Here is a 14,369-nt window from a genome sequence, read left to right on the forward strand (position 1 = left end):
CATAACCCCTGAGGGTTTTGTAAGATACGAGAAAATAGTAGATAGCCCCGTATTCATTAATGAAATCTTGGCTAACTCGCCAAAATAGAGGGCAACCATGAAAATAAACAACATTATCATCCCCGGAGTATCTATTGGGGGAATATCTATTGGCGAGCAGATAGAGAACATAGCCAGAGCAATATTAAAAAGCGAATACCTTATTGAAAAAACAACGAATGCATTAGTCATAAATAATGGATTAATAACCGCATACCATGACAGCGAAGGTATAATTTCGGCAGTATCATGCAATGAAAAATTCCAAGGAAGGTACATGGATAAATTATGGCCTGGAATTACCGCTTCAGAAGTACTGGCCAATTCAAAAGCACAAATAGCGTGGTCGGGTTTTGTTCAAATAGACCAGCTTCGCGGAATTGGGTTATCTCTTCCCGAAGAGCTTGATGACTTTGAAAGCCTCAGCGATATCCTTGACCCTGATTATGTATTTAATGAACTATGGGTATATACATTTTGACTTCCATTCCAGCTGCCAACCCTCCCAGAGGGTCAAAGTCTACTGAAATAAATCAACATCTAACCTTGGCGTCCTTTGATTGATACATCAATCGCCCCAGTTTAGTAGATGCTATGAGTGACTCCTTTTGGCCGGAAACAGTCGTTCCTGAACGTCCGCATCCGGCTAATAGCAGTCGCTCGCGGGCGGCTGCTTACGACCCAAAACTGGCATCAAGCGATGGATGCTCTTGGCCAAATAGCTTTGATTAAGCAACGAGCGTAATCTTTTGGCCTTCTCGTTCAATTGAGGTAGGCAACACATGTCTGGACGGCTCTGCGTTGTATTCATTCCGGCGCTTTCGGACGCTTTGCAAAGCGCCGAAACGAACAAAGGCTCCCCACTTACAGAGTCCGAAACACTCAAAATCCGTGATAACGCGACGTGTGTTGCAGTTCCATTCGACGTCGCCCTTGATATGGAGAAAGAACGTGGTTTCCGGGATCTGGTAGCTGAGGACTGCTGGAATGAATGGCAGCGACTACGGCTCTCAACGAAGAAATGAGAGGCCGCTCTTGGCCAATCTCTGCCTGTCGTGAGGGCCGTAATCGGCCCAAAACGGAGCCTCCAAGCAAGAATGTTTGCGTCAGCTACGCTATTCCACCAAGCACGATACTGAAAGCGAGGATTGGAATGACAGTTGGCCGCAGAGATGATCTAGCCTACTCCGTCCTGTTAATCACTCCGGTTCTCCTTTCCCCAGCATAGGTGCGAACCCGCTGTATACAGGCAGTGGTTACCTTGTCGCAGTCCCCGCGGCCGTGTTCGTACTGGGCTTGATTTTTCGAACGCCTGCCCTGTTTCTGACTGGTACGACAGCCGCGGCGGTGGCCACACTGTTGATCTACATGAACATCATCACCAGCCTCGACCACCCCGAAGGGTTGTTTGGGCTCGGGCATGTGTTCTCAATGCCCGGCATGTTGGTTGGCGCATCAGCGTCGGCCTGGCTGTTGAGATACTGCGTGAAAGCAAGTTTGCCGTGGATCGTCGCGGGCATTGGCTTTCTGGGAACTGCCCTGGGATTCATGGTCGCCCAGATGGTTGTGTGCAACACCCTGATGTATTGCGGCCCGCTTTCATTTGGGGGTTAACGCAGGAACCGAACGTCCCCTTCTGGCTGAAAGCAGGCGGGTATTACCTTGTTTCAGCTGCGTCAGGAGGCCAGCTCTCATAGAAAGAGCCGCCTACAGGGATCGGGTTGCCATCCATATGGTATGCGGCCCATGCCAGTAGGTGTGCCATGCGTTCGGCAGCAACTGGCGACAGTCCGCAAGATTCTCTGACTTCGTCTAGCCGTACTCGGCAAACATCGAGGTGGCGTCGAACCCCGGAAAATCCGCCAAGATAGAGATAGAACTCGTCGAGAAGGATACCCACACCTGGAACACCATAGGTGCCGGCCACACCTGGTGCCTCCTCATATATGGCCTTCACATCATGGCCTTCCAAGGTCGCGACAGCGGTTAGTACATCGCAAAAAGTATCTTTCATGCTGTTGCTGACCCAGAGGTCATAGCTGCTGCCGATAATGATGGGCGCGCCCATGAGTCTTACTCTGATTTCGATAATGGAATGCTGAAGAAGAGACGGATTCAGCCATGTAGCCAATTTTCAATAGGCCGTCTCCGCTCCGATTATTATCGTTTTGGGCTGGAAAAGGCCATGCGTGGACGGCAGCTCGTGGCCGATAGTGGATATTTTGGCGTTTCAGGTAAATCCGGCAAGGAGAAAGGGCCAATGGACTTCATTATCGATTTGATAGCTCATCGCATCGGCGTGTTTGTGCTGGGTTTGCTGAGTGGCGGCCGTTTCAAGGGTGAGAGTGGTTTTGCCTGGGGCTGGGCAGTTGTCGTCGGTGGACTGATTCTGCTATCTCCGTTTGCAGCAGTCATAGCTGTGCTCGTCTATACCAGTGCCCCGTGATTTCATGTCTGTAATGGGTCAGAAGCTGCATTTCTCGAACGGTAGCTTTTGGCCGGTTGCTGCCGATTGCACCTTTCGCTTCCGACCAATCGCAGACTTTGCACCCAAAGGCGTCGAATTTATCCCCTGAAATAAATCCGGCCTCATTTTTTCCTGGCATCAAACGCATACCAACTGGCGCGCCTTGCCAATGCTCCCCACCACAGTTGGAGATAACCTTCCCTTGGCTTGAATCAATCGGAAGGGGTTTTCATGAGGCAAACAAATCGTGTGGCGCTGGTAACCGGCGCTTCGTCCGGGATGGGCAAGGCTTTCGCGCAGGCTCTGTTGGACGAGGGGATGGTGGTTTATGCGGTTGCCAGACGAGTCGATCAGATGTCTGAGCTACGCCGCCAGGGAGCGATTACCCTGGCAATGGACATCACCGTCGAACAGGATATCCAGCGTGTGGTGGCTCACATCAAAAAGGATCATGGTGGCGTGGACGTGCTTTTGAACAACGCAGGTTTCGGATTGTATGGTGCGATGGAAGACACCGATATTAACGAAGCCCGCTATCAGTTCGAGGTCAATTTATTCGGGCTGGCAAGACTGACGCAGTCACTGCTGCCCGATATGCGCGAACAACGCAAAGGCACAATCATCAATATCTCCTCCATGGGTGGCAAGGTGTACACACCATTAGGCAGTTGGTACCACGCGACCAAGCATGCGCTGGAGGGGTGGTCTGATTGTCTGCGTCTGGAGCTTCACCCATTCGGGATCAACGTGGTCGTGATAGAGCCTGGGGCCATCGAGACTGAATTTGGGGGCGTATTGCTGGAGCCGATGCTCCGGCGTTCGAAAAACGGCGCTTATCAGGATCTGGCAAAGAAAGTAGCCGCCGCCACCGGGCAGTCTTTAAAACCAGGAACGCTTTCCACGCCTCAGGTCATCGTCGATCTTGTGTTGAAAGCTGTGCGTAGCTCTAATCCCAAAACCCGCTATGTGGGGGGCAAGTATGCGCGTGTGCTGATGACTATTCGCAAGTGGCTGGGTGACCGCGTTTACGACAAGATAATAATGTCTACGATGCGGTAATGGAGATAACAGAGTGAGACGGGCCACGCGATTTTCAGTACATCCCGGCTGGGCCTTGCTCATCGATGATCTCGGCGTGAATGTTGCCGACGTTCTGAAGCTTGCCGGCCTGCCGGATGATCTTTTTGCCCGACAGGATGCGAGCCTTGAGCCGGTCGAGTACTGTCGGTTCTGGCTGGCACTGGAGCAACTGACCCAAGGGGAAGAACTGCCCTTGATCATCGGCAGAGCGATTACCGCCGAAGCGTTCGATCCGCCTATTTTTGCAAGCCTGTGCAGTCCGAACCTGGAGGTCGCACTGCGACGCCTTGCGGGCTACAAAGCGCTGATTGGACCTTTGCTGCTGCACATTGACCAGCAGCCTGGCTATCTTGAGGTGCGTGTCGAATTCCCGCTGACTGTACCGTCATGGCCTTCCAGTTGCGCGATGACCGATCTCGTATTTTTTACCCAACTGGCACGTCTGGCAACCCGCAAGCGGATCTGCCCTCTGCGCGTGCAACTACCGAATCCACCCGATAACCTTCATCCATACCTGGAGTTCTTCGGCTGCCCGGTGGTCTCGGGGCAGGAGATCGCCATTCGGTTCAGCGATAGCGATTCGAGGAGGCCATTCCTGACGGCGAACCAGGCCATGTGGGAGTTCTTTCGACCTCTCCTCGACAAGCGCCTGAGCGAACTGGACGTCAATGCGAGCATGCGCAAGCGCGTGCGCGGCCTTTTACTGGAGCTTTTGCCCAGTGGCCAAGTGAGTATCGATGCTGTGGCTGGGCGGTTGGCGATCAGCAGGCGTTCATTGCAACGCCATCTGGAAGTTGAGGGTTGCAGCTATCAGGAGGTGCTTGTGGAGACGCGACGCAGCCTTGCCGAGCACTACCTGAGTCACTCACATATCAGCTTCCCCGAGGTAGGGTATCTACTGGGTTTCAATGACGGAAATACTTTCCACCGCGCCTTCAAATCGTGGGTAGGAATAACACCCGGGGTATACCGCTCTCGCTCACTGGGCTTGACCTTGAGCTAAAACAACATCATCAACGCCGCGCCCAGTGTGCCGCGTACCAGACCACCTCCCGATGCGCCGCTGTAAGCGATGATCGCTGCATAATACCGGTCAGTTGCAGTGCTGAAAAATAGCGGCGAATGTCGTTGATGTTTTATAGCGGACAGCGCAATAGCTCGAATGATCTTTGGAGAGAACCATCAAGACGTTATCGATTGTGCGGCCCAGTGGCGGTCGTATCGCTTCAGGGGAGAAAACCCTCGAAATTCGCCGGTGGCATCCAGACCTGGATCCTTGCGAAGATCTTCTGATTGTTGAAAACGGACGCTTTCTGCACACCGAGGGTGACGAGGATGCCGACGGCATTGCTGTCGCTATCGTGCGGGTGAAGGCTGTTCGCCCGTTTGTCCTCGCGGACATGCAAGCGGCCTGTGCGAATTACTTTGAGGAGGGTTGGCTCGCATGGGAATTGAGTCATGTCAGGCCGATCACGCACCCTGTGAACATCCGGGCGGCGCGGGGTATTTACGAAGTGGACTTCGTGTTTACCGATAACGGTTGATCATCGGGGTGGGGGCGAGTGGTCGAAAACGCTCCTGATCAATACACACTTTTTCACAAAGACCTCCTCGCAACCATTCAATGGCAGAATCCCCTCAACTTGAAAGTTTTGGAGATCACCATGCTTCGTGTGTTTGAACGAAGACTCGACCCTTTTCCTCCTGACGAGGTGCCACCACCACCCAACGGTTTGGCACGTTTTCTCTGGGCCTGTACGCGGGGCGCTCGCGGTTACATTCTGGTGCTGGCGCTGCTGAGTGCCGCTGTGTCGATCTACGAGGCCTGGCTGTTTTCCTTCCTCGGGCAGGTCGTCGATCTACTGTCGACTTGGCAGGCGGGCGGTGAAGCGGCGGCGCAGGAGAGTCGGGTGTTGTGGGGCATGGGCATTGTCATGGTTACCAGTGTCGGGCTGGTGGCTTTGCGTACGATGGTGCAGCACCAGATCTTGGCGATCAACCTGCCGCTGCGGCTGCGCTGGGACTTCCATCGGCTGATGTTGCGGCAAAGCCTTTCGTTTTTTTCCGATGAGTTTTCCGGCCGCGTCACAACCAAGGTGATGCAGACGGCGCTCGCGGTGCGCGACGTGCTCTTCACTCTTATCGAGATCCTCCCCGGGATTGGCGTGTATTTCATCGCGATCATCGCGTTGGCCGGCGGCTTCGCCTTGAAACTGATGTTGCCGTTCATTGGCTGGGCCGTGTTGTTCGCGTTGGCCATGTGGTACTTCGTGCCGCGCCTGGGGAAAGTCGGTCAGGAGCAGGCGAATGCGCGGTCGATGATGACCGGGCGTATCTCCGACGCCTACACCAACATCACCACGGTAAAGCTGTTCTCCCATTCCAACCGTGAAGCGCACTTTGCCCGTGCGGCGATGGAAGATTTCAAACTCACCGGTTTTCGCCAGATGCGTCTGGTCAGTCTGTTCGAAATCGTCAATCAGGCTCTAGTGGTGGGTTTGATCATGTCGGCGGGCGGTTATGCCTTGTGGTTGTGGCATCAGGGCGACGTTGGCGCCGGTGCAGTGGCGGCAATCACCGCCATGGCGTTGCGGATCAATGGCATGTCGAACTGGATCATGTGGCAAATGACTTCGTTGTTCGAAAGCATCGGCACGGTGCAGGACGGCATGGCGACACTGACCCAGGGCGCCAAGGTCCAGGACGCGCCGGATGCCGGCGTGCTGGTGACCTCCGGCGGCGCGGTGACTTTCGACAAGGTGCGTTTCAACTACAACGGCGAGCGTCAGGTGCTCGATGGCCTGAGCCTGAGTATTCGTCCGGGCGAAAAAATCGGTCTGGTCGGTCGCTCTGGCGCCGGTAAATCCACGCTGATCAACTTGCTGTTGCGCTTCTATGACATCGACAGCGGCGAGATTCGAATCGACGGCCAAAACATTGCCCACGTAACGCAAGATAGCTTGCGAAGTGCGATCGGTATGGTCACGCAAGACACTTCGTTGCTGCACCGTTCCATTCGCGACAACATCGCCTACGGCCGTCCCGATGCCACCGACGCGCAAGTGCGCAGCGCCGCGGCCAGCGCGCAGGCCGATGAGTTCATCAGCCAACTCAGCGACCGCCAGGGGCATAGCGGTTACGACACGCTGGTGGGTGAGCGCGGCATCAAGTTGTCGGGCGGTCAGCGTCAACGCGTGGCGATTGCTCGGGTAATGCTCAAGAACGCGCCGATCCTGCTGCTGGACGAAGCCACCAGCGCCCTGGACTCGGAAGTCGAAGTGGCGATTCAGGAAAGCCTCGATGACATGATGCAGGGCAAAACCGTGATCGCCATTGCCCATCGGTTGTCGACGATCGCGGCCATGGACCGACTGATCGTCATGGACGAAGGCCGCATTATTGAACAGGGCACTCACAGCGAATTGCTTGCGAAGAACGGCGTTTATGCGCGGTTGTGGCAGCATCAGAGCGGCGGGTTTCTGGGTGAGGACAAGGGCGTGATGGAGGCTGTGGTTCAAGCCTGAATGAGGAGGGCGCGTAGGGAATTCGAGCATGCGCCCGCTATTCGCCGAAAGTGCTGGCATCTGACTGCCGGTAGACATGTTCAAAGATAAGGAAGGTCTGCATGCCCAAACCAACTTTGCACCTGATGTGCGGCAAGATCGCCTCTGGCAAATCAACACTAGCAAAATCGCTGGCTACTCGGCATAGCGCGATTCTTTTGAGTGAGGATCAGTGGATCTCGCAGCTTTACCCAGGCGAAGTGAAAACGGTGCAGGACTACGTGCGCTGTGCAAAACGCATTCGCCATGTATTGGGGCCTTTGGTTATCGATTTGTCAGGTGCAGGGCTTGATGTGGTTTTGGACTTTCCGGCGAATACTGTGGCGGATCGCGAGTGGCTACGAGGTCTGGCGGACGCTGCTGGATCGCCGCATTGCCTGCATTATCTGGATGTTGATGACGACACTTGCCGAGCCAGATTGCATGCTCGCAATGAGCGGGGAGGGCATGACTTTGCGGCAACTGATGCGGAGTTTGATTTGATCACTGGCTACTTTCAGATTCCGGAAGAGGTGGAGGGATTGGTGATCGTTCGGCATTGTCCGTGAGTGCCTGAGGGGGGACAGGTCAGTGCCGCCCAAGAGTTGAGTGACTGGTATCGGCCAGAAGCGGACGCTCCCGAGTATTGACTTTATCAGCGGAGATTCAGGGCTGGGGTTGAGTTGAGTTGAGTTGAGTTGAGTTGAGGCAAAGCTAATCCCCAAGCTCGAATTGCTGAAACCCTACACGCCTGACGTAAACCCAAAAGTCATGTCTTGGCTCATACTGCTCCATGCATACCCTGTGAACCTGGCGCAGTTCATCTTCGTCGATCAGGATACGATCCCAGTCGAAGTCAGGGTTCGTGGAAATGGCGTAACTAGGGTAAGGTTTGTCGAGATCGAAGTGGATCGAGTAAACGAAAAACGGAGATTCCCCCGGCATGTAGGTTTCGTACAACCGCATCAGTTCGGGCATCTGTGCTTTACAGTGCTGTTCGGCGAACTTCAGTACTTGGGGTAAATCATCCCACGCAGCATTGACCGCGCGTTGCGCGGCGGCGACCCTGGCGCGAGGTGGCTCGTCATCGCGATGTTGGACGTAAATCAATCGGCTGCCGAATTGGTATTCGCATTGCCAGACACCCGATGCAGCACGCCAGTGGCCAAGCATGGATTCGGTCAGTAAGTTGATGCCCATATGGGTGCCACACAGATTAAAAGGTGTTCAGGGTACCCTCTCAAATACCGACCTGGGAAGGCCGTAGGCGTTTGGGCTATTTGCCCGAAACCCATGGGGATCTAACCGGCAGCATTGGGACGAAAGCAGCTTCTTGTAAAGGGCGGCTTTTGGCCGATTGCTGCCGCTCACGAGTGACCGCTTTCGGCCAATAGCAGCCGTGCGACTCGCCTGCTAATTAACCCATAGCGGCCGGTCAGCATTCACGGAAATCGAGAGGCTATTGCCTATCGCTGTTATGCAATCTGCTCGACCGCCGGCAGGCAGGCCCAGGTGCTCACCGGTTCACGTCGCGAGCGCACTGCCAGAAGGCGCCGGCGTTCACAAAGTCGTGAACCCCGTTTCCATTTTAATTTACCATTCGCAGGCGGTCCGTTCCGGCGCCGCTCAGCCCACCCCTGCATTCCGAATTTCAAATGGAAGGATCCCCGCTTCATGTCCACTACTTGGTTCCGCGCACTCGCCTTGCCCAGCCTGTTAGTCCTCGCCAGCTGCACCACTGCAACGACAACCGTATCGACGCCTGTTACCTCCAAGGCCATCGAAGCCTTCGTCGACATCTGTCTGAAGACCGCCCCCTCATTCGCCGGCTCTGCTGAAGCGGCCAAGCGGTTCGGCATCAACGACCTACAGGACATGGGTTTCACGCGCATCGGCTTCACCGCGGACAAAAACCTCTCAGTGCAACTTTCCGAAAAGGAATGCGTCGTTACCACTCCGGAGCAACCCGACGACAGCCTGACCCGCCAACTGCTGAGTGCCGCGCAGGCTTACTCGCAAACGCCGGTAGCAGATCGTGTGCCATCGAAGGTGCGTATCCAGGACAACAACTTTATTCTTCAGCATGACCGAAACGGCGGTGAAGCTTATGTGCTGTTGCGGAACAAGTAATTAGCACTTATACCTCGCGTACAAAAAAGCCCGCAAAGTGGGCTTTTTTTGTGTCGGCAATTTAACGTAAATGCCGTTCTATCTATCTGCCCCTTGAGGCCGCAATCGACCCAAAACTGGCACCAGGCGATGGATGCTCTTGGCAAGTGACATATTCCTCGCAGATCAGCGCCATCGGCAGACAGCGCCCGGTTCGCTATGTGCAGCGAGCAAGGCGTGGGCTCAGCCAACCATCACCTCGTCCAGCGCCTGCTCAAGCGTACTCACCGTGCGCTCGATATTGTGCAGCTTTTCCAGTCCGAACAGACCGATGCGAAAAGTCTGGAAATCGGCCGGTTCGTCGCATTGCAACGGTACTCCGGCGGCGATCTGCAGGCCGTGGCTGGCAAATTTCTTGCCGTTCTTGATGTCGGCGTCATCGGTGTAGCTCACCACCACGCCAGGCGCCTGAAAGCCCGGGGCGGCCACGCTTTTGATGCCTTTGCCGGTCAACATCGCGCGCACCTGATCGCCCAGCGCCTGCTGTTCGTCGCGGACCTTGTCGAAGCCGTAGGCTTGCGTCTCTTTCATCACTTCGTTGAAACGTGCGAGGGAATCGCTGGGCATGGTCGCATGGTAGGCATGTCCGCCCTGTTCGTAGGCCTGCATGATCTGCAGCCACTTTTTCAGGTCGCAGGCGAAGCTGCTGCTTTGCGTTTGCTCGATGCGTTCGAGGGCCAAGGCACTGAACATCACCAAGGCGCAGCAAGGTGAGGCGCTCCAGCCTTTTTGCGGTGCGCTGATCAGCAGGTCGACCGCGCATTTGTGCATATCCACCCACAGCGCGCCTGAGGCGATGCAGTCCAGCACGAACAGACCACCGACCGCATGCACGGCATCGCCGACGGCTCGCATGTAATCGTCGGGCAGGATAATCCCTGAGGAGGTTTCAACGTGGGGAGCGAAGACAATCTGCGGCTTCTGCGCCGCGATGGCTGCCAGCACTTCGTCCAGAGGAGGCGGGGCGTAGGCAGCCTGACGACCTGCTTCAATCGGTCGGGCTTTCAGCACCGTGGTGGCCGCCGGGATCTTGCCCGTTTCAAGGATCTGGCTCCAGCGATAACTGAACCAGCCGTTGCGAATCACCAGGCATTGCTGGTCGGTGGCAAACTGTCGCGCCACCGCTTCCATGCCGAATGTGCCACTGCCCGGAACCACCGCTACAGCCTCGGCGTTATAGACCTGTTTCAGGGTCCTGGAAATGTTCTTCATCACGTCCTGAAACGACTGCGACATGTGGTTGAGCGAGCGGTCGGTGTAGACCACCGAGTACTCGATCAGCCCCTCGGGATCGATACTGGGATAGAGCTTTGACATAGATGACTCCTTTGGCAGAGATTTCAGTGGTATCGACCCTGCCCCAAGCGTTCAAGAGGGGCAGCAACCGACCCAATATAGCTGACCAGCGTTTTTGCGCCCCCGCCGTCAGCCAATGATGAGCGTACCGATGGCAATCACCGCGCAGGCCAGTGTCTTTTGCCCCGACCGAGAATGGAGGGGGAGAATTGGTTTCTCAGCAAAATGTACTCTTCAGTTACTGCATCGATTCAGCACTGCTTGTATCCTTGCTTCCCGAATAGGATGAATGACTGCCGCCATTGCCTTGACCCCATGTTGCTGGAGCGGAAAACCGGACTTTCCAAAAGGTAGTAACGTGAAGCGTGATTCCCACCTGGTTGTGCTTTTGCTGCTGGTCATCGGTTGTTCCCTGGCGTCTTTGACGGTCTGGAAGGTATTGGCCTCTCGAGAGCGAGCACTGGCGGAGGTGGACGTCCATGGTTTGAACCTTACCCAGGCCCTGGCGACTTACTCCGAAGGCATTGTCCGTCAGAGCTCGCTGCTTTTGCTCGGGCTCGTCGAGCGTCTGGAAACTGAAGGCAGCGGTCCTGCACAGATTCAGCGGCTGCGTGCTTTGGTCGACCGCCAGGAGCCGCTGATGCCACAGCTCAGTGGTATCACCATCTACGATAATCAGGGGCGTTGGTTGATGTCCTCCAACCGGCCTATTCCAGCAGGTGCGAACAGCAGTGATCGGGTGTATTTCATTCATCACCGCGACGATCCTTCCCGCGAGACCTTTATCGGTCCGCCCATCCAGAGCCGTTCCAACCAGGAATGGGTGATCACCGTCAGCCGGCGTTTCAATGGTCCTGGCGGCGAGTTCGCCGGCGTGGTGGCGGTTACCCTGGGGATCGAAAACTTCCTGCGATTGTTCGGGAAGATCGACGTGGGGCAGGAGGGGGCTATCGGTCTGTCCTATACCGACGGAACGTTGCTCGTTCGCTATCCATTCCGTGAGCAAGACATGGGGCGCAATTTTTCCAATTCGCCCATCTATGCCAAGTATCTCGTCGATCGATCTGTCGGCACCGCCTCATTTACCTCCAGTCTGGACGGCGTGGAGCGCCTCTATGCCTTCCGCAAAAGTGACCGGCTGCCGCTGATAACGACTGTTGCTCTGGGCAAACGCGAAGCCCTCGCCGCGTGGCGAACGGAGGCATTGCTCTCGGCGGTGGTGGTAACGGGTTTGCTGGGGCTGACAGGGCTCATCGGCTGGTTTCTGATTCTGGATATCCGTCGGCGTACCGAGGCAGAAGATCAGTTGCGCGGGGCTCAGCAGCAGTTGCTTTCATCGAACCGGCAACTTGAGTTGCTGGCAATGAGGGATGCCCTGACCGGTCTGGCCAATCGGCGTTGCTTTGATGAAAGCCTTGCCATTGAGGCGCGGCGAGCACAGCGTAACGGCACGACGCTGGCATTGCTGATGATTGATATCGACTACTTCAAGCGCTTTAACGATTCCCTCGGGCATGTGGCGGGAGACGCGTGTTTGCAGACGGTGGGCAAAATCTTCGAGGGCTGCGTAAGGCGACCGTCGGATCTGGTGGCACGTTATGGCGGAGAGGAGATCGGCATCATCATGCCTGACACCGACGCTGACGGGGCCGCAGTGGTGGCGCAACTCATCCTCGACCGTTTGCAGCAAGAGAACATTGCGCACAACACCAGCCCGCTCGGTCGGCTGAGTGTGAGCATCGGGATTGCTACCGCTAGCGGCACCCGGCTGGACAATTTACAGGGGTTGATCGAAGTGGCAGATCAGGCTCTGTACAACGCCAAGGCATTGGGACGTAATCAGTTTGTGAGGGGAGGGATGTAACAAGGTGCGCTGGCTCACCGGGCTGGCACGCAAGCCCGTCCGTCCAGAACTCGGCACTCCCATGGGTTGATCGCCTCTGAACTTCAAGCACGGACTTCCCGCGCCTTGTTAGGAGAGCCAGCATGGACATTGATGAGAAAGCGCCAGGCAACACGTCTCAGCAGGAAGTGACACGCACCACGGACAATGAAACCGGGCACGACCCACGGCGCGATGAACCTGAGGTGCCGCTGCCAGCGGACGACGAAGCGCCGGTCGAAGAAGACATGAGCGACGTGGAGGCCAATAACTCGGTGTCGAGTGAGCATCCCGAGCCGAGATAGTTGGCAAAAAAACACCCCCAGGTATTCCTGCGGGGTGTTTTTTTTTGCCTTCAATGCCGGCATAACCGCAATGCCCTTGTGGGAGCGGGCTTGCTCGCGAAGGCGGTGTATCAGCTGAAGCAATGTGGACTGAGACGGCCCCTTCGCGAGCAAGCCCGCTCCCACATTGAATTTGTGGCGGTCTTGAGGGCAACTTTTCAGGCTTGGAAGAGCATCCCTTCAGAGGGCTGCTTTCACCTGTAAACCCACCACCAACGCATTGTCGATGTTCTGCCCGGAAAACGCCCCCGGCTCGATGATGTACTGCAGATTCGGGCGCAGGGTCAGCCAGGGCGTTGCCTGATACCCGTAGCCGAGTTCGATCAATTGTTCGGCGCTGTCCAGATTCGGGAACGCCGTGCCGTTGTTCAGCGCGGCATCTTGCTGCACATCACGACTGCGCGGATTGGGCACCGCACGGCCGTAGCCCAGAGCGACGGTGTCACGCGGGCGGCCTTCAAATGGTTTGTACAGAACGACGCCGGTGCCGTACCACTTGCTGAACGGCGAAGCGGCTTCACTGGCCGCCGAGTATTGACCGAAGGCATGCAGACTGCGGCCCTCGGACGTCTCGGAACGCCACACCGCCTGATCGATCAGCAAATAATGACCACCACGACCGGACACTTCCTTATCGCTGCCAATGCGCTTCACATCAGAGCTGTCGTAGTAGTAGCCGACCTTGTATTCACCCGGCAATTGACCCGCGTGCTTGTACACCAGTTCGATCGGCACCACGGTGCCTGTGGTGTGTTTCGGCCCAAGGTGCCAGGCGCGGCTGGAATTGCCGTTGCTATCGGGATCGACATTGAACGCGGCCACACGCAGTTGCCATTCAGGCGACAGATCGTATTTCACCCGCACGCCGAGGCGGGCGTTGGGGTAGTTGGTCCAGCCGCTGCCGCCGGACATGTTCAGCGGATGCCCGCAGAAACCAGCGTTCATGAAGTTGCAGAGGATGCCGCTGTCGAGGCCACCGAGGTCATTGCCCATGGCCATGTAACCCAGCTTCACGTTCAGTGCCGGAGTAAACAGGCTGCGCTCGTAGCTCAGTTCGGTCAGGCGCGTATAGAGCCCACCGTAGTTTTCCTGGATCGGCAGACGGTTGCCGACCAGATCTTCGGAAGCGCTGTTGCCGCGGCGGTCATTGATGCTCAGTTGGACCTTGCCGGCATTGTCGACGCCGTACAGTTTGCTCAGGTCGAATTGCACGCCGAGCTTGATGTTCTGCGAGTAACGGGCCGAACGGTGCAGACCGCCGTCGGCGTTATAGGCCGTCTCGCCACTGTAGTCGCCGGTGAACTTGACGCCGTCCTCGTCCATCTGGTGGCGCAAACCGCCCCAGTCGCCGGTCAGGGTATTGCGGGTCAAAAGGTTCGAATCATCGGAGGCGAAGGCGGGCAGGGCGGCGCTGCAGGTCAGGCCCAACAGCACGCCGTTGAGCCAGCCGGTATGAGTAAAACGAAACATGACAATCTTCCTGCTGAAATCTTTATCGATTGCGCAAAGCAGTGCGGCACCCGCAGGTGCCGCACTGAAAAGAAAGCGCC

General features: G+C 56.3%; 16 protein-coding genes. 12 read left to right on the forward strand and 4 right to left on the reverse strand.

Annotation, left to right across the window (positions count from 1 at the left end):
• Positions 1-97 precede the first annotated feature (97 nt).
• The 3 genes from KI231_RS13960 (at position 98) to KI231_RS13965 (ending at position 1,653) form a co-directional block, all read left to right on the forward strand.
• Entirely contained in the window at positions 98-520 is a 423-nt protein-coding gene (locus KI231_RS13960) for a hypothetical protein (RefSeq protein WP_213028622.1), read from the forward strand.
• Positions 521-821: 301 nt separating this feature from the next.
• Positions 822-1,064, forward strand: a complete 243-nt coding sequence (locus KI231_RS29990) for a hypothetical protein (RefSeq protein ID WP_249412129.1) — start codon at positions 822-824, stop codon at positions 1,062-1,064.
• Positions 1,065-1,407: 343 nt separating this feature from the next.
• Positions 1,408-1,653: a hypothetical protein gene (locus KI231_RS13965; protein WP_213028623.1), complete on the forward strand. Its 246-nt coding sequence runs from the start codon at positions 1,408-1,410 to the stop codon at positions 1,651-1,653.
• A 43-nt stretch (positions 1,654-1,696) separates the two neighbouring features.
• Here KI231_RS13965 and KI231_RS13970 read toward each other — a convergent pair whose 3' ends face one another.
• A complete protein-coding gene (locus KI231_RS13970) occupies positions 1,697-2,107 on the reverse strand; it encodes a hypothetical protein (RefSeq protein WP_103301938.1) in 411 nt (136 codons plus the stop codon).
• A 27-nt stretch (positions 2,108-2,134) separates the two neighbouring features.
• Here KI231_RS13970 and KI231_RS29995 point away from each other — a divergent pair, with 27 nt between their 5' ends.
• The 6 genes from KI231_RS29995 to KI231_RS14000 all read left to right on the forward strand — a co-directional run bounded on the left by KI231_RS29995 (position 2,135) and on the right by KI231_RS14000 (position 7,697).
• Positions 2,135-2,485, forward strand: coding sequence for a hypothetical protein (locus KI231_RS29995; protein WP_249412130.1), 351 nt, complete (start codon positions 2,135-2,137; stop codon positions 2,483-2,485).
• Between the two features lie 252 nt (positions 2,486-2,737).
• Positions 2,738-3,565 (forward strand): oxidoreductase, encoded by an 828-nt coding sequence (locus KI231_RS13980; RefSeq protein WP_103301940.1) that lies wholly within the window; start codon positions 2,738-2,740, stop codon positions 3,563-3,565.
• Positions 3,566-3,620: 55 nt separating this feature from the next.
• Positions 3,621-4,589, forward strand: coding sequence for an AraC family transcriptional regulator (locus tag KI231_RS13985; protein WP_213028624.1), 969 nt, complete (start codon positions 3,621-3,623; stop codon positions 4,587-4,589).
• 166 nt (positions 4,590-4,755) lie between these two features.
• Complete coding sequence (locus KI231_RS13990) at positions 4,756-5,130, forward strand: ASCH domain-containing protein (RefSeq protein WP_213028625.1); 375 nt, start codon at positions 4,756-4,758, stop codon at positions 5,128-5,130.
• A 120-nt stretch (positions 5,131-5,250) separates the two neighbouring features.
• Positions 5,251-7,110 carry an ABC transporter ATP-binding protein gene (locus KI231_RS13995; protein ID WP_213028626.1) on the forward strand — a complete coding sequence of 620 codons (1,860 nt, stop codon included), beginning with the start codon at positions 5,251-5,253 and terminating at the stop codon, positions 7,108-7,110.
• Positions 7,111-7,211: 101 nt separating this feature from the next.
• Complete coding sequence (locus tag KI231_RS14000; protein WP_213028627.1) at positions 7,212-7,697, forward strand: P-loop nucleotide/nucleoside kinase family protein; 486 nt, start codon at positions 7,212-7,214, stop codon at positions 7,695-7,697.
• Between the two features lie 145 nt (positions 7,698-7,842).
• Here the strand turns inward: KI231_RS14000 and KI231_RS14005 are convergent, their stop codons facing one another.
• A complete protein-coding gene (locus KI231_RS14005; RefSeq protein WP_213028628.1) occupies positions 7,843-8,328 on the reverse strand; it encodes a hypothetical protein in 486 nt (161 codons plus the stop codon).
• Positions 8,329-8,802: 474 nt separating this feature from the next.
• Here KI231_RS14005 and KI231_RS14010 point away from each other — a divergent pair, with 474 nt between their 5' ends.
• A complete protein-coding gene (locus KI231_RS14010) occupies positions 8,803-9,258 on the forward strand; it encodes a hypothetical protein (RefSeq protein ID WP_103301944.1) in 456 nt (151 codons plus the stop codon).
• A 222-nt stretch (positions 9,259-9,480) separates the two neighbouring features.
• On the opposite strand, the gene KI231_RS14015 is transcribed toward KI231_RS14010, so the two are convergent.
• A complete protein-coding gene (locus KI231_RS14015; RefSeq protein WP_213028629.1) occupies positions 9,481-10,614 on the reverse strand; it encodes an aminotransferase class V-fold PLP-dependent enzyme in 1,134 nt (377 codons plus the stop codon).
• Between the two features lie 337 nt (positions 10,615-10,951).
• Between KI231_RS14015 and KI231_RS14020 the strand changes: the two genes are divergently transcribed.
• The gene (locus KI231_RS14020) at positions 10,952-12,457 is read left to right on the forward strand and encodes a sensor domain-containing diguanylate cyclase (protein ID WP_213028630.1); all 1,506 of its coding nucleotides are present in this window, start codon (positions 10,952-10,954) and stop codon (positions 12,455-12,457) included.
• 122 nt (positions 12,458-12,579) lie between these two features.
• Positions 12,580-12,780: a hypothetical protein gene (locus KI231_RS14025; protein WP_213028631.1), complete on the forward strand. Its 201-nt coding sequence runs from the start codon at positions 12,580-12,582 to the stop codon at positions 12,778-12,780.
• A 219-nt stretch (positions 12,781-12,999) separates the two neighbouring features.
• Here the strand turns inward: KI231_RS14025 and KI231_RS14030 are convergent, their stop codons facing one another.
• Positions 13,000-14,289 carry a carbohydrate porin gene (locus KI231_RS14030; protein ID WP_213028632.1) on the reverse strand — a complete coding sequence of 430 codons (1,290 nt, stop codon included), beginning with the start codon at positions 14,287-14,289 and terminating at the stop codon, positions 13,000-13,002.
• Between the last annotated feature and the right edge of the window lie 80 nt (positions 14,290-14,369).

This window comes from Pseudomonas sp. Seg1, assembly GCF_018326005.1.
Classification (GTDB): domain Bacteria; phylum Pseudomonadota; class Gammaproteobacteria; order Pseudomonadales; family Pseudomonadaceae; genus Aquipseudomonas.